The sequence below is a fragment of the Sinomicrobium soli genome (assembly GCF_003285545.1).
Taxonomy (GTDB): Bacteria; Bacteroidota; Bacteroidia; order Flavobacteriales; family Flavobacteriaceae; genus Sinomicrobium.
The window spans coordinates 216,274-235,858 of record NZ_QLNV01000003.1 but is presented as its reverse complement, the minus strand read 5'-3'; the positions used below and the strand labels follow the sequence as shown (position 1 = coordinate 235,858).

18 protein-coding genes are annotated in these 19,585 nt (G+C 48.4%); 12 read left to right on the top strand and 6 right to left on the bottom strand.

Annotation, left to right across the window (positions count from 1 at the left end; all coding sequences use genetic code 11):
• Positions 1-26: 26 nt before the first annotated feature.
• Positions 27-884, bottom strand: a complete 858-nt coding sequence (locus DN748_RS04915) for a 5'-nucleotidase C-terminal domain-containing protein (protein ID WP_112370655.1) — start codon at positions 882-884, stop codon at positions 27-29.
• 37 nt (positions 885-921) lie between these two features.
• On the opposite strand from DN748_RS04915, the gene DN748_RS04910 reads away from it, so the two are divergent.
• From DN748_RS04910 to porD, 6 genes are all read left to right on the top strand, one after another.
• Positions 922-1,449 carry a DUF6913 domain-containing protein gene (locus DN748_RS04910; protein ID WP_112370654.1) on the top strand — a complete coding sequence of 176 codons (528 nt, stop codon included), beginning with the start codon at positions 922-924 and terminating at the stop codon, positions 1,447-1,449.
• Position 1,450: 1 nt separating this feature from the next.
• Positions 1,451-2,335: a 4-hydroxy-tetrahydrodipicolinate synthase gene (gene dapA, locus DN748_RS04905; protein ID WP_112370653.1), complete on the top strand. Its 885-nt coding sequence runs from the start codon at positions 1,451-1,453 to the stop codon at positions 2,333-2,335.
• 412 nt (positions 2,336-2,747) lie between these two features.
• On the top strand, positions 2,748-3,542 hold the full coding sequence (locus tag DN748_RS04900; RefSeq protein ID WP_112370652.1) for an outer membrane protein assembly factor BamD: 795 nt from the start codon (positions 2,748-2,750) through the stop codon (positions 3,540-3,542).
• Between the two features lie 10 nt (positions 3,543-3,552).
• Positions 3,553-3,879 carry a DNA-directed RNA polymerase subunit omega gene (locus tag DN748_RS04895; RefSeq protein ID WP_112370651.1) on the top strand — a complete coding sequence of 109 codons (327 nt, stop codon included), beginning with the start codon at positions 3,553-3,555 and terminating at the stop codon, positions 3,877-3,879.
• A gap of 4 nt (positions 3,880-3,883) precedes the next feature.
• The gene (coaBC, locus tag DN748_RS04890; RefSeq protein WP_112370650.1) at positions 3,884-5,104 is read left to right on the top strand and encodes a bifunctional phosphopantothenoylcysteine decarboxylase/phosphopantothenate--cysteine ligase CoaBC; all 1,221 of its coding nucleotides are present in this window, start codon (positions 3,884-3,886) and stop codon (positions 5,102-5,104) included.
• Between the two features lie 91 nt (positions 5,105-5,195).
• A complete protein-coding gene (porD, locus tag DN748_RS04885; protein WP_112370649.1) occupies positions 5,196-6,095 on the top strand; it encodes a type IX secretion system protein PorD in 900 nt (299 codons plus the stop codon).
• Positions 6,096-6,110: 15 nt separating this feature from the next.
• Here porD and DN748_RS04880 read toward each other — a convergent pair whose 3' ends face one another.
• A complete protein-coding gene (locus tag DN748_RS04880) occupies positions 6,111-6,992 on the bottom strand; it encodes a lysophospholipid acyltransferase family protein (protein WP_112370816.1) in 882 nt (293 codons plus the stop codon).
• 69 nt (positions 6,993-7,061) lie between these two features.
• On the opposite strand from DN748_RS04880, the gene DN748_RS04875 reads away from it, so the two are divergent.
• Entirely contained in the window at positions 7,062-7,712 is a 651-nt protein-coding gene (locus DN748_RS04875; protein WP_112370648.1) for a rhomboid family intramembrane serine protease, read from the top strand.
• 47 nt (positions 7,713-7,759) lie between these two features.
• Here DN748_RS04875 and DN748_RS04870 read toward each other — a convergent pair whose 3' ends face one another.
• Together DN748_RS04870 and DN748_RS04865 are read right to left on the bottom strand one after the other, a co-directional pair.
• Complete coding sequence (locus DN748_RS04870; protein WP_112370647.1) at positions 7,760-9,328, bottom strand: FMN-binding glutamate synthase family protein; 1,569 nt, start codon at positions 9,326-9,328, stop codon at positions 7,760-7,762.
• Positions 9,329-9,447: 119 nt separating this feature from the next.
• Positions 9,448-10,317, bottom strand: a complete 870-nt coding sequence (locus DN748_RS04865; protein ID WP_161554468.1) for a helix-turn-helix domain-containing protein — start codon at positions 10,315-10,317, stop codon at positions 9,448-9,450.
• A gap of 400 nt (positions 10,318-10,717) precedes the next feature.
• On the opposite strand from DN748_RS04865, the gene DN748_RS04860 reads away from it, so the two are divergent.
• From DN748_RS04860 to DN748_RS04840, 4 genes are all read left to right on the top strand, one after another.
• The gene (locus tag DN748_RS04860; RefSeq protein ID WP_112370645.1) at positions 10,718-11,251 is read left to right on the top strand and encodes a hypothetical protein; all 534 of its coding nucleotides are present in this window, start codon (positions 10,718-10,720) and stop codon (positions 11,249-11,251) included.
• A 283-nt stretch (positions 11,252-11,534) separates the two neighbouring features.
• Complete coding sequence (locus tag DN748_RS04850) at positions 11,535-12,338, top strand: fimbrial biogenesis chaperone (RefSeq protein WP_112370643.1); 804 nt, start codon at positions 11,535-11,537, stop codon at positions 12,336-12,338.
• Positions 12,331-13,353: a hypothetical protein gene (locus DN748_RS04845; RefSeq protein WP_112370642.1), complete on the top strand. Its 1,023-nt coding sequence runs from the start codon at positions 12,331-12,333 to the stop codon at positions 13,351-13,353. The genes DN748_RS04850 and DN748_RS04845 overlap by 8 nt, the downstream gene beginning before the upstream one ends.
• A 43-nt stretch (positions 13,354-13,396) precedes the next feature.
• Entirely contained in the window at positions 13,397-16,195 is a 2,799-nt protein-coding gene (locus DN748_RS04840; RefSeq protein ID WP_146746558.1) for a COG1470 family protein, read from the top strand.
• Between the two features lie 35 nt (positions 16,196-16,230).
• Here the strand turns inward: DN748_RS04840 and DN748_RS04835 are convergent, their stop codons facing one another.
• Positions 16,231-16,737 carry a DinB family protein gene (locus DN748_RS04835; protein WP_201741428.1) on the bottom strand — a complete coding sequence of 169 codons (507 nt, stop codon included), beginning with the start codon at positions 16,735-16,737 and terminating at the stop codon, positions 16,231-16,233.
• A gap of 127 nt (positions 16,738-16,864) precedes the next feature.
• Here DN748_RS04835 and DN748_RS04830 point away from each other — a divergent pair, with 127 nt between their 5' ends.
• Positions 16,865-18,361 carry an ATP-binding cassette domain-containing protein gene (locus DN748_RS04830; protein WP_112370640.1) on the top strand — a complete coding sequence of 499 codons (1,497 nt, stop codon included), beginning with the start codon at positions 16,865-16,867 and terminating at the stop codon, positions 18,359-18,361.
• Between the two features lie 99 nt (positions 18,362-18,460).
• Here DN748_RS04830 and DN748_RS04825 read toward each other — a convergent pair whose 3' ends face one another.
• Positions 18,461-19,576 carry a peptidylprolyl isomerase gene (locus DN748_RS04825; RefSeq protein ID WP_112370639.1) on the bottom strand — a complete coding sequence of 372 codons (1,116 nt, stop codon included), beginning with the start codon at positions 19,574-19,576 and terminating at the stop codon, positions 18,461-18,463.
• Between the last annotated feature and the right edge of the window lie 9 nt (positions 19,577-19,585).

The window sequence follows — 19,585 nt, the reverse complement described above, 5'->3', positions numbered from 1 at the left end:
TTTTTAGGGGAATTTCATCCCGGGATTTATATAACGTCTGTACCCCGGTATTTGTTATCTGGTTTCCGGTGATATAGACTTATTTCCCTGGTATACCGGTCGTCTCTTTGGGTCCGGATGGTATCTGTTTCAGAAAAATAATCGATCATCGCATTGCGTATGCGGTAATCCAGGGGGGTGGAACTGAGGGCGTCCAGGAAAAAATTCATATTATCCCCGCCGTTCATCAGGTAATCGGAGGTAGCGATATAGTAACTCCTGTCCGGGTCCAGGGGCTTTCCGCCTACGAGGAAATTTTTTAAGTTTCCCTGCCCGTCAAGCCTGATTTGGAAGCCGCTTATGGGGTGTGCCGTCTGGTTTGCGGCCAGGTAGCCGGCCATTTCTTCCATTTTGGCAGCGCTGAGTTCCTGTACTACCATTGCATTTTCGAAAGGCATGATCTCGTACCCCGTTCTTGCCGTGACGTGGCCGGGGGGAATGGCCGCCCTTATTCCTCCGAAATTTAAAAGGACGCCGTCCACATCCTTGCCCGTTCTCCGTTTAAAAATATCACCGGCTTTTTGCATGACCACATCGGCCATCAGGTTCCCGATAGCAGTATTGAGCGCTCCGTCAGATTTATCCAGTTTATAGGGGTTGTAAGCGAGAGGGGCCTTCAGGTCCTGGTCTATATGGTCGCGGTAGGGCCGTACAAAGCTGTCGATCGAGGTGTCTGACGCTATGCTGTCGTTGATATTGATCTCCTTGCCTTCAATACGAAGAATCTGTTTTTTTGTAACAGAAGACTCCTGTTTGCAGGATAAAAGTAAAGTGAAAGTTATGAAAATAACAAAATGTGTTATTTTTATGTTATTAAGTTGTGCTATACCGGTGTTTTTGTGCATGGTAATGTATTACATTTGCAGAACAAAGCTAAGGTATATGTTTTTTAAGAAATATAAGGAGAAAGCCGCCTATAAAATTCTTAAAAAAAAACTGGCATATCCCACGGGTCCGAAGGGCACTTCGGAGGCGAAGAGAATATCTTCGGTGGCCTGTCTGGTAAATCTTGACGAATTTGATGATGTGGAGGCACTGCGGGGCTTATCGCACAGTCTGGAAGTGGACCCGGAGCATTTTCACATATTGGGATTTAGCGGGAAGAACAATGCTTATGAGAGTCCGGGTATTCCCGTTATGAGGAAAACCGACCTGGGATGGAAGGGGAAAATACGCCATGAGGGATATTCGGGAATGAAGGACAGGCATTACGACCTGTTGCTGAATTATTACAGCGTTGCTTCCCCGGTCCTGGCGCTGGCTTCCACGGGGATCGGGAGTTCTTTCCGGGCCGGGCTTGCCGGGGTGTATGAAAAGATGAACGATTTGATCATTAATGTTAGTCCGGAAAATTTTCCGGAGTTTAAAAGAGAGTTAGTAAAATATCTGACCATATTAAATAAGATTTAGGATGTCAAAATTCACAGGTACGGGGGTGGCGTTGATAACCCCGTTTAACGAGGACAACGATGTGGACATTACGGCACTTGAAGGTGTGGTAAACCACTGTATAGAGGGAGGGATCGACTATCTCGTAGTTTTGGGGACTACGGCAGAAAGTGCGACTTTGAGCAGCGAGGAAAAGGAGGTTGTGAAACAGACTGTGATCAGGGCCAATGCGGGGAAGCTTCCCCTGGTACTCGGAGTAGGAGGTAATAATACGGCCGGTGTGATAAACGAACTGCAGGCCTCCGGTCTTTCCGGTTTTGACGCTGTTCTTTCGGTATCTCCTTATTATAACAAGCCTACACAGGAAGGGATATATCAGCATTTCAAAGCAGTTGCACAAGCTTCCCCGCTACCGGTTATCCTGTATAACGTGCCGGGGCGTACGGCTTCCAACATGCTGCCGGACACGGTACTGAGACTGGCCGGGCTGGATAATATTATCGGGATAAAAGAAGCAGCCGGTGATATCGTACAGGCGATGCGGCTTATAAAGGATAAGCCTGAAGATTTCCTGGTGATCTCCGGGGATGATATGCTTACCTTACCCATGGTGCTCGCCGGAGGGGCAGGGGTTATTTCGGTAATAGGGCAGGGTGTTCCGGAACAGTTTTCCCGGATGGTACGTCTCGGACTTGAGGGGGCGGCCCGCGAAGCATACGACATTCATTACAACCTGATGGATATGGTGGACATGGCCTTTGAACAGGGCAATCCTGCCGGGATCAAGGCGGTCTTCAAGGCCCTCGGACTGTGCAGGGATACGGTAAGATTACCTCTGGTAAAAGCCGACAATGACCTGCAGGCCCGTATTGTTGCCTTTGTGGAGCAAAATGTGAGGCTGGTTTAGTTCCTGGTTGGTGTAACACGAATCCGGTTCGGAGTTCAGAGTTCCGGGGATGGCGGTATTGTGAACTGTCATCCTGAGCGCAGTCGAAGAATCCCCGGGCTTTCGGGTTATACTGTTGAAGCCCCTTTGATCTGGGGTTGAGATTCTTCCCTACGGTCTGAATGACATTGATCTTGCCCATCCTGCAAACCAGCAACCAGTTGAAACTACGAACTAACAACTAAGAACTACAAAACTCTAAAATATGGTTAAAATTAGTCCCGTATTCTTTCCGGGAATACCGCTAAATTGTATCTTCGGCGATAATTAGTTTTGTATTATCCGATTATTGGCTAATTTTGCCGCTCATTTTAGCGGTAGATGCCGTGATGGGTGTTCAGGTGAAAGGTCACTAAAAACCAGGCGATTATTCATGAAAAGATTTTTGTATATTGCAATCACTGCGGCTTTGCTGGGTTCGTGCAGCGAGTTTCAGAAAGCTCTGAAAAGCGAAGATACCAAAGTAAAATACGATCTGGCGGAGAAGCTTTACGAGAAGGGAGATTACAAAAAGGCCAACCGGCTTTTTGAACAGATCGTCCCCCAGTACGCAGGCAAACCACAGGGGGAGAGGGTGGTGTATTTTCACGCCAACGCATATTACCAGACCAAGGACTATTACCTGGCTGCCTATCAGTTCGACAGGTTCTCAAAGTCCTACCCGAGAAGTGACAAGGCAGAAGAAGCCGCGTTCCTCGGGGCCCGGAGTTATTATATGCTGTCTCCCAAATACAGCCTCGACCAGACAGAAACCAATACGGCACTGGATAAACTGCAACTGTTCATAAACAGTTATCCGGATTCGGAATACCTGGACGATGCCAATGTACTGATCAGGGAATTGAGGTCCAAACTGGAAAAAAAGGACCTGGAAATAGCCAAACAGTACAACCGTATCAAGGATTACAAGGCGGCGATCAAGTCCCTGGACAATTTTCTGTCCAATTATCCGGGCACGGTATACCGGGAAGATGCGATGTACTACCGTATGCTGTCATCCTATAACCTGGCAGTAAACAGTATATATGTCCTGCAGGAAGAACGCTATAATGATACCAGGGATGCATATAATACCTTAAAGCGGTATTATCCTGAAACACAGTATACCGGTGAAGCCGACAAGATGATGGCAACAGTGGAAGAAGAATTACAACAATTTAGCAAATAAGAAGAGTGCAATGAGCAATTTGAGAAAAACAGAAGCCCCGGTTTCTACCATTACCCTTGACAAGAATAAGGTAGATGCCCCTACGGAGAACATCTACGAGGCCATATCGATCATTGCCAAGAGGGCAACACAGATCAATGCGGAGATCAAGAAGGAGCTGATCGAAAAACTGGAGGAGTTTGCTACCTATACCGACAGCCTCGAGGAAATTTTCGAGAACAAGGAGCAGATAGAGGTATCCAAGTTCTACGAAAAACTTCCCAAACCTCACGCCATTGCCGTAGAAGAGTGGCTGAACGACAAGATTTACTACAGGGATACCGAAAAGGAAGCATAGCGATATGTCGGTGTTAAGCGGCAAGAAAATCCTTTTAGGCATAACCGGGGGCATTGCCGCTTATAAGACTGCTTTTCTCGTAAGGCTTTTTATAAAGGCGGGTGCGGAGGTACGGGTGGTCATGACCGAAAATGCCAGGGAGTTTGTTACTCCGCTTACCCTGTCCACCCTGTCCAGAAACCCGGTACTCTCCAAGTTTACGGACAAGGAAAGGGAAAGTGAGTTATGGAATAACCACGTCGAGCTGGGGCTGTGGGCCGATTACATGATTGTGGCCCCTGCAACGGCCAATACGATGGCAAAGATGGCCAACGGGGTTTCCGATAATTTTCTTCTCGCTACCTATCTCTCTGCCAAATGCCCGGTATACATCGCCCCTGCGATGGATCTGGACATGTATAAACACCCTTCCACAAGAAACACGTTCAAGACCCTGCAGGGGTTTGGCAATGTGATCATTCCTGCCGGACATGGTGAACTGGCCAGTGGATTGACAGGAGAGGGACGTATGGAAGAACCCGCAGAGATCGTGGGTTTTATGGAAGACCATATTCTGCAATCGTTGCCTCTTTACGGTAAAAAGGTGCTCATTACGGCAGGACCTACCTACGAAGCCATAGATCCGGTACGCTTTATCGGGAATCACTCGTCAGGCAGGATGGGAATGGCACTCGCACAGGCTGCGGCCGGTCTCGGGGCAGAGGTTACGCTGGTGCTGGGCCCCTCTTCGCTGTCTGCAGATCATTCCCGTATCGATACCGTAAGGGTCACAAGCGCCGAAGAGATGTATATCGCTGTACACCGTGCTTTTGACCATGCCGATATTGCCATACTGGCCGCGGCCGTATCCGATTACCGTCCTGCTGTGGTAACCGACAGCAAGATCAAGAAAAAAGATGCTTCGCTGACGCTGACCCTGGAACCTACAAAAGATATTCTGGCTTCGCTGGGGAACATAAAGAAACACCAGTTCCTGGTAGGGTTTGCCCTGGAAACGGATCGTGAAACAGAGCATGCCCTCGAAAAACTTCAGAGGAAAAACCTGGATGCCATTGTGCTGAATTCCATGAGAGACGAAGGGGCAGGTTTTGGGAAATCCACAAATAAGATTACTTTTATAGACCGGGACCGGCACATGACCCCGTTTGAACTGAAACCCAAGACGGAAGTGGCCCTGGATATTTTCAGGGAAATAGGCCGGAGAACCGGGATAGAGATATCTTGACTACGCTGCGCTTCGCTCTGAATGACATTTCTGTAAATTATAAACCTGTAGCCGGCAACCTGCTATATATAAGAAACCTAAGGTTATTCGTATGAGAAAAAATGTGGTCTTACTATGTTGGTGTATGTTATTCCCCGTATGTGCCCTGCTTTATGCCCAGGAGCTCAATTGCAGGGTTGTCGTGGATGCCGACCAGGTGGCACAGACGAATAAACAGGTTTTTGAAACTCTTGAAAAGGCCCTTAATGATTATGTGAACAAGACGAAGTGGACCAGTCGGGAGTACGCCCGGCAGGAAAGGGTGAACTGCAGTATGTATCTGACAATAACCGGTTACGAGTCTGATCGTTTCGGCGCTACCATACAGGTACAGTCGTCGAGACCGGTTTACAATACAGCCTATGAGTCTCCCGTTTTCAATTTCAGGGACACCCGGTTCGATTTTCAGTATATGGAGTTCCAGCCCCTTTATTTTAATCCCAATACCTTTGAGTCGAACCTGGTTTCGGTGGTGACCTATTACGTATATGTCATTCTCGGGCTGGACGCCGATACCTTTGCCCCGGAGGGAGGGACCGAATTCTACGGACAGGCCCGGAATATCGTTAACCTGGCACAGAGCAGCAATTTTTCGGGATGGAAACAGGCAGACGGGAACAAGAGCAGGTGGGGGCTTATCGACAACCTGTTGTCCAATCCTTTCAAGAGCTATCGCACCGCACTGTACGAATACCACCGCATGGGGCTCGACCGCATGACCGACGATCCGGCAGCGGGCAAGGAATCCATGGCCAGATCCTTCAAGTTCCTGGAACGCGTCAACTCGACCAGGCCCAATTCCTTTTTGCTCCAGGTATTCTTCGATGCTAAAAAAGAAGAGATCATCAATGTATTTTCCGGCGGTCCCAAAGTTGATGTGGTCAGTCTTAAGAATTCCCTGAACAAGGTAGCCCCGGTTTATGCGGGTTCCTGGAACGAGATCACCTTTTAAATTTCTGTTACCGGGCTATTGTTGCGGAGCCTTATTCCTGTGTTTCCACCTTTTGTGGGTCCAGAAATAGTATTCGGGAGCTTTGCGGATCTGTTTTTCCACTTCCTGAAGAAAGAGGTCGGTAATGCCGTAATCGGGTATGGTTTCCGGTGCTGTGCTCAATGGTACGAAAGTAGCCTGGTAATACCCCCTTTTAAGTTTTTCCATACGCAGGTAGATTACCGCCAGGCCGGTGCGTTTGGCCAGTATTTCGGCCCCGACATGTACCGGTACCTTAATTCCCATGAAATCCTGCCAGTATATGGCCTTGCTCATCAGTGGTGACTGGTCGCTGAGAAAAGCGTATATCGAAGGAATATTTTTGTGCTGGTTTCGGCGGATTACCCTTATGACTTCACGGGTTTCGATGAGTATAGTGCCGAACTTTCCCCGTATTTTTTTTACCATACGATCAAAATAAGGGTTCCGGATACGCTTGTATACGGCATATCCTTCCGAAGATACCCGGGCGTTGAGTGACACGGTCCATTCCCAGCCTGCGTAATGGGGAAACATGAGGATGATACTTTTTTGATCCTCGATATTGCGCAGGACCTCCATATTGGTATATACAAATCGCTTTTCAATCGTTTCGACAGATACGGACAAGGTTTTTATCATTTCCAGGAAAAGGTCTGTCAGGTGATGGTAAAACTTTTTCTCTATGGCCAGCCTTTCGGCGGGGGAAAGTTCCGGGAGTGCGAGTTCGATATTGCTTCTCACGGTTTTCCTGCGATAGCCTACAACCCTGTATACCACGAAGTATAACAGGTCGGACAGGAGGTATAGCAACCGGAAGGGGAGCAGGGAAATGCACCACAGAAGGGGATAGGCCATTATGAAAACCAGAAGCTGCATGACAATCTCGTAGAATTTCCGGCAAATATAATTATATTTGGGCACATAAGGTTTCAAACAGGATATCTGATGAATGATCTGAACTTGGTTATGATTGCTGTGATCGCTGCCAATGTACTGGTGTCGATAAAAGGGTTTAACGACCTGTCGTTTTTCGAACGCTACAAATTCCACATACGGGCCATAAAGAAAGGTGAAAAATTACGCATGTTTACTTCGGGGTTCCTCCACGTCGATTTTACCCACCTGCTTTTTAACATGCTTACCTTTTATTTCTTTGCTCCGGTGGTCATGTTCCACTTCAGCAACGTACAGTTCCTGGTCATATACCTGGGAAGCCTGCTGGCGGGCAACCTGCTCTCTTTCCAGTTTCACCGGAATGAAGACGAATACAGTGCTGTCGGGGCCAGCGGTGCGGTAACGGGAGTGATTTATTCGGCCATACTGCTCAATCCCGGAATGAGCCTTTATTTCTTTTTTATTCCCATTCCCATTCCTGCCTATCTCTTCGGGATAGGGTACCTGCTGTATTCCATTTACGGAATGAAAAACAGGGTGGGCAATATAGGGCATACGGCACATTTTGGCGGTGCCGTGGGAGGATATGTGCTTACCCTGGCCTTTTACCCCGGCCTGGCCGTTCAGGACCCCCTGATGACAGGCTTGCTGGCCCTGCCTATTGTCCTGCTGTATATCCTCGGGAGAACGGGGAAGATATGAGGGGGCAGGGATTAAGTTATTGAGTTATTAGGTTATTGAGGGGGGCTTCAATGTATCTCACGGTCCCTGCCACCGAGATATGGGCAGTCTTTGAGTTGCTGCATGTTTTCGAAAGGTACTTTTACCTTGTTGTATTTATAGGTTGCCGCAAGGGTCTGGGTAAGGTTGCGGTCTCCCACACTGACGTCCACATCATACATGGTAAACTGGCAGGGATGTTCATAACCGCAGGCATGGGTTATTTCGAGCAGTTCCTTTCTGAAAGTGTCGAAATACTGTGCCAGGCGGTCCGATTTCAGCGGAACATCAATACCTCTCTGCAACCATTTGTTCTGGGTAGCCACCCCGCTGGGACATCTGTTGGTATGGCAGGCCTGCGCCTGGATACAGCCTATACTCATCATGGCCTCCCGGGCTACGTTAATACAATCGGCTCCCATGGCAAAGGCCATAGCTGCTTTTGCCGGAAAACCGAGTTTTCCACTGGCGATAAACACTATCCTGTCGGCAATATCCATTTCCTTGAATATCCTGTAAACATCACTGAAGCCGTACACCCAGGGCAGGGATACATGGTCTGCAAAGCTGGGAGGTGCAGCGCCTGTCCCGCCTTCGCCCCCGTCTATGGTGATAAAATCGGGACCTTTTCCGGTCTCTTTCATCAATCGTGCCAGTTCATGCCATTGGTCCAGTTTACCTATGGCTGCCTTTATCCCTACCGGAAGCCCGGTTTCCCCGGCTATTTTTTCTACAAAGCCTACGAGTTCCTCTATCGTTGAAAAAGCGGTATGCGAGGCCGGGGAAATGACATCCTTACCCATAGGTACATGCCTGATCTCCGAAATTTCCGAAGTGATCTTTTTGGCGGGAAGAACTCCGCCTTTTCCGGGTTTTGCCCCCTGCGACAGTTTTATTTCTATAGCCCGGACAAAAGATTTCTCCTCGACCAGCCGTTTGAGCTTTGGCATGGAAAAGTTCCCGTGCTCGTCCCGAACGCCGAAATATCCCGTACCGATCTGGAAAATGATATCGGCCCCGTGAGCGTGATAAGGAGATAGCCCGCCTTCACCGGTATTGTGATAGGCCCCCGTCTTTTTTGCCCCGCGGTTCAGCGATTCTACGGCACGTGCCGAGAGAGAACCGAAACTCATGGCCGAAATGTTGACCACTGATCCGGGGCGAAATAATTTTTTCCTGTTGTGATACTGCCCCATTACCTTGGCGCAGGGCAGGAAGTACTTGTCGGAATAATTCGGATGGTCTTCCCTGAGTTTATAGGGGATAAGTGCATTGTTCACAAAAATGTACTGCTGGGCATAGATGTCCTGGTCGGTACCGAACCCCTCATAGTTGTTTTCATTCTTTGCCGAAGCGTATATCCACCCTCTCTCGGTACGGTTAAAGGGCAGTTCTTCACGGTTGTTGGCAACCAGGTACTGCCGGAGCTCGGGGCCTATGCTTTCCAGAAAATAACGCAGGTGCCCCACGATGGGGAAATTGTGGCTTATGGTATGGGCTCTCTGGATAAATATATCGCGAATGGCTACCAGGGCGAGAAAGATCAGGATCCATCCCCACCAGGGGATATTTCCCAGGAAAAATAAAGGTGCATGCATAGTGATCTGCGTTTTGAAAAACACAAAAGCCCGGGGTTGCCGTGTGTTTGTATTTCCAGGGGTAAAGATAATAAATTTTGAGGTTGGTACACATGTGATTCGGGGGAGGTAGAGAGCAGTCAGAGAATGAGCTTGGAAGAAGTGCTTTTACTGTTGGTTTCCCTGATTGTTTTCGGCGATTTTCCGGTATGCTTCTTGACAAAATTGCTGAAGTATCCTTCGTCGCTGAATCCCAGGTCGTAAGTGATTTCCGCAATATTCATATCTGAATTGTTCAGGAGTTTTACAGTTTCTTTAAGCACGCGTTCCGTAATGATTTTTTTGGCATTTTTTCCGAGAATACGCTCGCATATCCCCGAGAGTTTCCTGGGAGATATTTCCAGGAGCTCCGAATAGAATTCGACCCGGCGATCTTCCTTGTAATGCCTTTCCAGCAATACCTTGAAATGGTCTATGGTACTGATCTCGGAAAAGGATTTTCGGGCCCCTTTATCTGTTTTTATGTGCAACAGCCCGTCCAGTATCAGTGCTTCTATACAATTGTGGACCACCGTATTGTAGAATGCTTTTTCCTTAGAGGTGAAGAGGGCCATCCGGTCTACTATAAGTTTGTTGAAATCTGCCTCCGAACCTATGGACGGTACTATATGCGGTTCTTTGTCGAAAAAAAGACCGGAGTGGAGAAGGTGAATATCAATGGCTGCTCTTTCGTGAAAATCGGAGGTAAAGGTCAGGGCATATATATCCTGGTGCTCCGGGTCTATAAACTGCAGGTCTCTTCCAGGGCGGAGAAAGACGAGATGATCCTGCGGGATATGGTAGAGTCTCAGGTCTATATATACCGAAAATGCCCTGGTAGCCCTTAGAATACAAAAGTATTTCAAGGTGTTTCCCACAAGTTCACCATCCAGTTCTTTAAGTATCGATTTGAGCGTGCAGGTACTGAAACCATTTTCAATAAGTTGTCGGGTCACTTTGGCAACCTTCATAAGCCGGGGTTCTTTTTGTGATTTATTCTCAGGGCGAAAGGGGGGTAAAGAAAATTCATGCAATAATAATAACATTTCACAATGGTAAAAAAAAATTATTACTGTGAAAAAGGCATTTTTTAGACGAAATGACATCTTTTGCCGTTGAACGACTATACTGCTTTATTTTTCAATGAATTAGCGGTTTTTAAGGAGGTAAAAAAGCACAAGGATATTGTAAAAAACTACAAATTTTTTACGCTGAAAAGACCGAGATTTGTACCGCTTTTCTGAGAATCCTGAAGAAAAAGGATAATTCACGAAAATATTTTTTTCTTTATTAATGGACAAAGAAAAGTAATAAAATATTTAAAAACATATATAAATGTTTCATTTCAAACAATCATTAAAAAACGTTACAATGAAAAAGATCTTTTTTACTGCTGTAGTAGTTTTGTTCGGTGCCGGTGTACAGGCACAGGAAAACAGCACTGACAATGTTACCCTGAATGTCAAGCTGCACCCCATACAGTCGCTGGTGGTAAACCCTTCCCAGAAAGAGGTCAACCTGGAGTATTACAGCAAGGAGGATTATCAGAACGGTGTTGCGGAAACCAAACAGGATCACCTGACCGTTTACAGTACGGGAGGTTTTCAGGTAAAGGTAAAGAGCAGTGGTTCACACCTGACCGGGGGAGAAGCCAATCTCAATGCCAATACGGTAAGAATTGAGGCTGCTGCCGGCTCCAACCCTGCCGGGGAAGCACAGTATTCGGCACGACAGCTGTCTGCTGATAACCAGGCGATCATAAGCTCGAATTCCGGGGGAGTAGACAAAAACTTTAACATTACCTACCGTGGAGGTGATTCCAATGCTTACCTCGATTATTACGTGGCAGGACAGAACCCGACGGTATATACGACTTCGGTAACCTATACGATCGTAGCACAATAACAGAAGGTCTGTGTTGAAAAGTACTTTTATCAAGTGAGGCCGTTTTCCAGCCTCACTTTTTTGGTTTCACAGTGTTGTGATCCTGATGCGGATAAAGCCTTTGTGGCGTTTGGAGATGGGGAGTTTTTGTAGGGGGGAATGTTGAATTATAAACCCGCCTGCCAGCCATAAACCCGAAATACAAAGTAGAGAATTCTCTCTGTGAATCTCTTTGAAATAGCCATTTATCAGTTATAACCTTCAACCCATTTGTCTGCAAGTAGTTTAATTTGAGTTTATTCACGTGAAAGAAAAAATATTTTTCCAGTTCCTTCTTTTTACACTGTTAACCTCGGCAGTGACGGGGCAGACGGGGATATCCGTATCTCCGCCGCGGCTTTATTTCGAGAGTGCGCCTGGGCAGAGTAAAACGGGGAGTATAGTGATCACCAATGCGAGTTCGAAAAACAGGCTGGAGCTGGCGGTAAGCCTTGGCGACTGGGACTATGATCTCAGGGGGGAGAATATGATGTATCCTGCCGACAGCCTGTCCCTGTCGTGTGCCGGCTGGATAGGTATTCGTCGCGAAGACACATACTTTTCCCTGGAACCCGGTGAAAAAAGGGAGATCGATGTCAGTATCAGTCCGCCGCAATCCGTTACCGACAGTATTCCGGTGCGAACGGCAATGCTGTATGTTACCCAGATGAATCCCGTAGATGATGTGGACGAAAAGGGAGGGAAGATTAAAGTCAGCGTTCGATCGGGGGTCAAGCTGTATTACAGGAAAAATGTGCCCGGAGAGAGAAAGCTTGAGATCTGCGATATGCAATACGATAAGGAGAACAGGAACATACATCTCTTTTTTGAGAATAAAGGCAATATCTGGACCGATGGCATTGCCTATACCGACCTGGTCAATACGGGAAACGGGAAAAAGGAAACCTTGCCGCATGTCGTATTCTACACCCTGCCGGGATACAGGCGCGAAATGGTGATCCCCTTACCCGAAGGACTTTCGGACGGAAAGTATGTAGCTTCGGTGATTATGGATTACGGAGATGATAATCTGCTGGAAATGGCAGAGCTAACCTTTACCTATGAATAAGATACTACCTGTGGTGATTTTGCTTTTGAACCCGTGGAGCGGGATGACCCAGCGACTCCGGTTTTCTTCGTGGAGCAATAATTACATGCAGGTAACCTCTTATGCCGGTAATACGGCTTCCGACGCATATACCCTTCGCTTTGAGGCCAACGGCTCCCTGGATGAGCCGCTCTGGAAAATTTCGGTAAGGCTGAAGCAGGCGGTGACAGGAGGTTCTCATGTGTTTCCGGAAGGGAAACTCAGTCTGCAGCCCTCGGCAACCCTGGGACAAATGGAACCGGGGCCGGTCCCTTCTGTAGCCCAGATCGGTATGCCGGTTGATGTTAAACTGATACAGGGCCAGGAAGTTTTTTTGGTGCCACAGTCTGCGGTACCTCTCTATAATAAACCCTCCAGTCCTAACGGTTATTACGATCTGCAAATGAGATATAATTTTGTCGTGGAAGGAGGAAGTTATCTCGGGAGCCTGGGCAACTGGACGAATTTTTATGTACCCCTGGAGTTTAAGGCTTACGACCAGTACAACAATGTAATAGGAATTACCGAACACGTGTACCGGATACAGATAGGCGAACTTTCGGGGACCCCTCCCGATGGGCAACAGCTTTCGCTAAAGGTGTCACCCCGTGCCGTGAATGCCACGCTGGATCTGAATTCCTTATCCGATTATGTCAACGGCAAGACCAGCGAATACCCGAACGGGCTTGTACTCCGGGCAAATACCGGGTACCAGGTTACCGTAAAGTCGCTGCAACCTTCCCTGTTATCTGCCTTGGGAAACAGCCTTCCGCTTAACAGTACAACATTGTCCCTGCGTCCGCCCGACGGAAATATCACTGTTTTCCCGGTACACCTGAGTGCCGTAAAACAGGTCATAGCCCGGGGCGGGACAACGGAGCGGAATTTTGTTTACCTGGATATCCTCTACACCACAAAACCTGATGATGAGACTCTCGTAAAGGCCAGACCGGATTCGTATTCCACAACGCTCCAGTACGAGATAGTCCCTCTTTAACAAGCCAAGCTTTTGCACCATGCTTTCAGTAATTCCCGGAAATATGATTTTTATTTTGGGGGTCTTGTGTTCCGGCCTCTGTTCGTATGCCCAGGACGCACACGGAATACTGATGGAAGCAGAGCGTGCCCCTGATACCGGGAAGGGAGATATTATCGATGTGACCGTATTGCTTCATAATACGACCACCTCTGACTTCAACGGGGCCGTGAAGATCGAGGTACCCGAAGGTTTCAGGAATATTTCGGGAAACTTGCCCGATGTATCCGTAAAGGCAGGGGAGAAAAGGTATTTTCCTGTTAAGATACATGCTGGAGGAACTGCGAGAGCCGGAACCGTTCAAATTGTTTTTTTTCTTCTGGACAGCGATGGTAAGCTTGTTGCCAAAGATGATATTCAGCAGGCTGTAGAAGAACGGAATATGCTGCGATTATCGGCACAAACCCCGGAGATATACAACAATACTCCGGGAGATTCTGTGTCGGTAGAAGTAACGGTGAGTAACCAGGGGAATACAGGGCAGCAGGTAAATGTTGTTTTTAGCATTCCGGAACTTATGGGAGAAGATAACTTTTTTGAGAAGACTGGAGTGGTAGGCGTGTTGAGGGATACCATCTTTTCCTTCAGTTTTATTCCCGATAGAACTTTGCTCTCCAAACCCCGGTTTACCGTTAATGTTTCGGGAATGAGAGGAGGTGAAAAGGAACTTTTCGGGCATCTCTCCGTTACCGTGACGAACACTGCGTCGAACAGGTGGTATAATGCAGGTGATGCCGGTAATTTCGAAACTTTCACAGGCTACAATAACCTCACATTAAGTTACAGGAATTCCGGTTATAACAGGGAGATGTACCAGCTTATGGGAAACGGAAGTGTCGATCTTCCCGCGGGATTTTTGTCTTTCAGGGGCAATATATATCAGGGAGGGGGCCAGCGGGATCCCGTAGTTACGGGAACCTCGGTTTCGTACCGCCTGAACAGGAGCGAAATAAAGGCGGGGAATATCAGCCGGCCCCTGGAACTGTATATGTTCGGACGAGGAGCTGAGTTTTCCCTGAAAGACAGCAGTAATAACGATGTGTTTCAGGCGGGTTTTATAGATCAGAATTTTAACCTTATAGAGCAGCACGCCTTTTTACGGGAAGGATACGGGGTGTATGCCAGGGGAGTTTTGGGTAGTTCCGGCCCTTTAAAACGGCTTTCTGCAACCTATATCTTCAAGGAAGACCGCCTGGAAGAGGCCAGGCATAATGTGTTGGGTACGGAGATGGTCAGGATACCGGGAAAGGGATGGACGTCCACTTTCAGGGTTTTCGGGGCCATGAGCCAGTACTACGAGGCAGATAAGGATAAACCGTCGGGAGCGGTCGAAACACAGTATACCGGGAGTATTGGCAATATAAGGCTCTCGGGGAACTATTTCTATAGCACTCCCTATTTTCCGGGAAACAGGAGGGGAATGCTGATGTTGCAGCAGCATATATCCGGAAGGCTCACAGGCGAAAAGGTGTTTTCCGCAAATGCCTATGTTTCCAATTACTTCCCGAAATCCTACACTTACGGAATGAATGTCTTTTCGAATAACGCCCGTTTTGATGCCGGGATACGCTTTCCTGCAAATACACAGGGCCTGGGCTTCGGGATCAGTTACCAGTACCAGTCGGAAAGCAGTAACGGGTATAATGCCCTGTTTGGTATTGGCGATCCGGATCAAAAACTTCGTATGGATGTACATCGCCTGGTGGAAAGTCTTAACTGGGTAAGTGTAAACGGGAAACACTCCGTGGTCATGGGAGCCGAGACGGGGCTCGCAAACTATCCGGATAAGGACGCGTTAAAGGCCCAGCTGAAATTTTCGGGCATATATAATTACCAGGGGGTCAGTTTCAACGCTTCCTATCAGTACGGCGGGTATTTTCTTTCCGAACACGCTTCCACGGCATTTTATGACGATGACAGGAACTTCCGCCGCATGATCCTCTCCCTCGTCGCCGGGAAGAACCTGTTCGAAGACAGGCTTTCCCTGCGGTCGGGACTGGGGTATATAGACGACTTCAGGACCGGGAAGACCCCCTCGGCTTTTCTCAACCTGAATTACGCCCCCCGTCCGGCATACAGCCTGTACCTGAATTCGTCCTGGTTCCGTTACGATACCGGGATGATGCCCCTGATGGCAGGAAATGATAATATGCTGACCATAGAGGGAGGGGTGGTGCTGCACCTTGAAAGGAGAAAGCCTTCGCCTTATAAAAAGAGCAGTGTTGTAGTCTTCGTATATTACGACAAGAATGTGAATAATGTTTTTGACGAAGGCGACGAGGTGGCCGAAAATTATATGCTCTCCCTCGGAAAAACTTCTTTCCTGACCGATAAGGAAGGAAGAATATATTACAGGAAGGTCCCTTACGGGGCCATTACCGTTGTCCCTGTCACATCACAGGGCTGGTTCAGCCCGCAAAAAGTGGTGGAGGTTAATGAACACTATACCTATACGGAGGTGCCTTTGCACCGCAACGGTACTGTTGCTGGAAGAATACGTTATGACCTCGATGCCAGGACCGCTGTGGATTTCAGGCTGAGGGGACAGGGGATCACCTTCGATATATACCGGGGAGACCGTTATATACAACGCGTGGCTACCGACGAATCCGGGAGTTTCATGGCCTTTTTGCCTACCGGGAACTACCGGGTGAAACTGATCGGAAATTCTCTTCCCGCAAATACTTCATGTGAGGAGATGGTCCGCGATTTCGAGGTGAAAGCCGGAGAGATTACCTCCCTGCCCGTATTCGGGATAGCAGTAAGGCAAAAGCAGGTAAGAGTGAAAAGGTTTGGGGAGTAGCCTGAGAAACCAGCTCTCCCCTTTGTATAAAAGTTTTACATCAACCCGCCCTGCTCTTCACGCTCCCAGAACGGAGGAGGGGTCAGTCCGAGGGCCCTGAGATACACGTATCCCTGTCCGCGATGGTGTATTTCATTATCTATAAAATACAGCAGTGAAGCATAGATAGGATATTCGTACAGGCCGAAAGCCGCTTCCACTACCTCGAAGCGCCCGTCCGGTATCTGTGGCCACAGCGCGTCGATGCGTTCCGTAACCTTATCCCATAATTCCAGGATCTCTTTCTTGGTTTCCGGGGTAGGCATGCTTTCCATGTCTTCCCATTTTCCGGAAACAATACCTTCGATCCCCGGGAGTGCAATCTTGATCATTTCCATCGCCAGTTCGGAAAAGGGGCGCATACCCCCTATACTGAACTGGTACAGGTCCTTTTCCGGGAAGGCTTCTATGACCCTTCTGGTCAGGCTGCGGTGTCCCTGCCAGTGGGAATAAAGCATTTCGGAAGAAATAACATTGTGTTGTTTGATGATGCTGTCTTTCATGATATCAGATATTTAAGGTTTATAATGCAAAGAAACAGGGAGTGTGTGACAACCCTTTGTCAGCAGTGTCCGGTTTTTTTTATTTATTTGCTGTTGTAATAAGAACTTGTTTAAAAATAATTTTGCCATGATATATTGTGACCGGGTCTCCCTGACCCGCCGGGGCTTTTCTGTGCTTGACGGTATAAGTTTCCGGTTGCCCGAAGGCGCTTCCCTGGCTGTAGTAGGGGAGTCGGGTTCGGGGAAAACAACACTTTGCAGGATACTTGCAGGTAAGGTACAGCCCTCTTCCGGAAAATTCGGCCCCGCGACATCGAGAGTGGAAATGGTGGAACAGCAGGACCAGTTCCTCGCAGTTTCCGGTCGCGGGCACACCCATTACAGTCAGCGGTACGAGGCCCGGGATACTTCGGGTATGCCGGGAGTTTACGATTACCTGAAGCGTATTGCCAGGGAAAGCGGGGTTTCCGGTGAGGTACTTGACAAGGCGATTGACAGTACACGTATAGGTCATATCCTGGAGCGGAAACTGCTCCAGCTGAGTAACGGAGAGCGGAAGCGTACCCAGCTGGCCGCCGCGCTTCTGAAAACGCCTGATGTGCTGATCCTGGATCAACCTTTCGTAGGATTGGATGCCGTATCCAGGGAACATCTCGATACCCTGCTGGAAGAACTTTCCGGAACTGTGGTGCTTATCATTATTTGCGGTGCCGGGCAGGTGCCGGCCGATATGGACAAGGTGCTGGAACTCGATAAGGGGCGCGTAAAACAATATACCGACAGGGAGAGCTATACCGTACCTGCGGAAAAGCAGATAACATTGAAAGACAGTACGTGGTTTGAGCGGTTACGCCCGTCCGGAACCGGGCAGCACGATATTGTTGTAGGTATGGAAGATGTCGACGTTTACCTGGGAGGACAGCATATCCTGAAAAAGATCACCTGGCAAGTGCGCAGTGGTGAGCGCTGGGCACTGGTAGGGCATAACGGGGCGGGAAAAACAACACTTTTAAGTCTTATCACGGCCGATAATCCGCAAGGGTACAACAATAAGCTGACCCTGTTCGATCGCAGGAGGGGAACGGGGGAGAGTATCTGGGATATCAAAAGAAAGATAGGTTTTGTTTCGGCAGAGCTCCATCTGTATTTTCTGAGGGGAAAGGGAATATTAAATACCGTTCCGGGGATTGATAATGGTAACCGGGAGGTATACAGCAGCCTGAGTTGCCTGGATGTCATTGTCTCCGGGTTCAGGGACGAAGTGGGGGTGGTGAGCACACCTTCGGAATACCAGTCGGGCCTGGCGCGGCAATGGATGCATGTCCTCGGGCTTGAGCGTTTGCAGCAGAGTAATTTTGCCCATGCTTCCCTGGGAGAGCAGCGTTGTATATTGCTGGCCAGGGCCCTGGTGAAATGTCCTTCACTCCTTATCCTCGACGAACCCCTGCAGGGATTGGACGAACAGCAGGTCGCGTATTTCAGGGCACTGCTCAACCGGCTTTGCGAAACCCTGGGCACGACCATGATATTTGTTTCTCATTACACCGATGAAATCCCGGAATGCGTGGATAGAAAACTGGTCCTTGACAGGGGGGAAGTGATCGAATGCGGAAGGATAGAGTAATTCAATAGTTATTAAGCTAATAGGGTATTTGGTGAATGAAAAGACCTGACAGGTTTCAAAAACCTGTCAGGTCATGGTTTTTTTATCGATCGCGCTATACTACTCCGCTGTCCCGATGATCTCCAGGTCAAAGACGAGGTCGGCATCGGGAGGGATAACCCCACCGGCACCGGCCTCTCCGTAGCCGAGGTGTGACGGGATAAAGAGCCGTACCTTGTCTCCGATATTCATCTGTAGCAATCCTTCCCTGAACCCTGCAATAAGAGGGGAATCCGGGCCATACAGCATGGGTATGGGGTCATATCCGCCCCGCTGTTTCCTGACCGCATCTACCGTCCCGAATTTTTCGGCGATGTCTTCTACATTGGAGTCAAACAGCTTTCCGGTATCCAGGTAGCCGGCATAGTTGACCTTTACATAACTTCCTTCCTGCGGTTTTTCGCCGTTTTCGGCCTTGTTCAGGAAAAGTATTTTCAGGCCGCTGGGAAGTTCTTCGGCTTCATTTTTTTGCGTTCCGAATTCTTCAGCCATGGCATCGGCCACCGCTTTTATTTTTTCTTCTCTTTTATTGACCTCGTCGAAGTATCCGTTCATCACTTCAACGGCGTCAAATTTTTTCGCATCCTTGCCGTTCCTTATGATGGTCACCTTTTCCATGACTACATCTTCCATAGGTTTGTTATCACCCGGCGAAGTTTTTACATTGGCAATACTGTCTACAACCTCCAGCCCTTTTACGATTTTCCCGAATACGGTATGGCGGCCGTTGAGGTGGGGAGTAGGGGCGTGGGTGATAAAGAACTGGCTGCCATTGGTCGCGGGGCCTGCATTGGCCATGGAGAGTATTCCCTTGGCATCGTGCTCCAGGCTGTCGACGATCTCGTCTTCGAATTTATACCCTGGGCCTCCCATGCCGGTCCCGGAAGGGTCTCCTCCCTGTATCATGAAATCCTTTATGACCCGGTGAAAAATCACCCCGTCATAATACTTTTTGTCTTTAAGGCTGTCGGCAACAAAGGGATTGGTTCCTTCGGCCAGGGATACGAAATTGGCTACGGTTACCGGGGTTTCCTGGTAATGCAGCTGTAATACCATTTCTCCCTTGTTCGTCTCTATATCGGCAAAAATTCCGTCACCGAGATCCGGGTGCTTGGTGCTTTTACATCCCAGCACAACTACTGCCAGCAGTAAAAAAGTCAGGTTTATTTTCTTCATTTACGTATG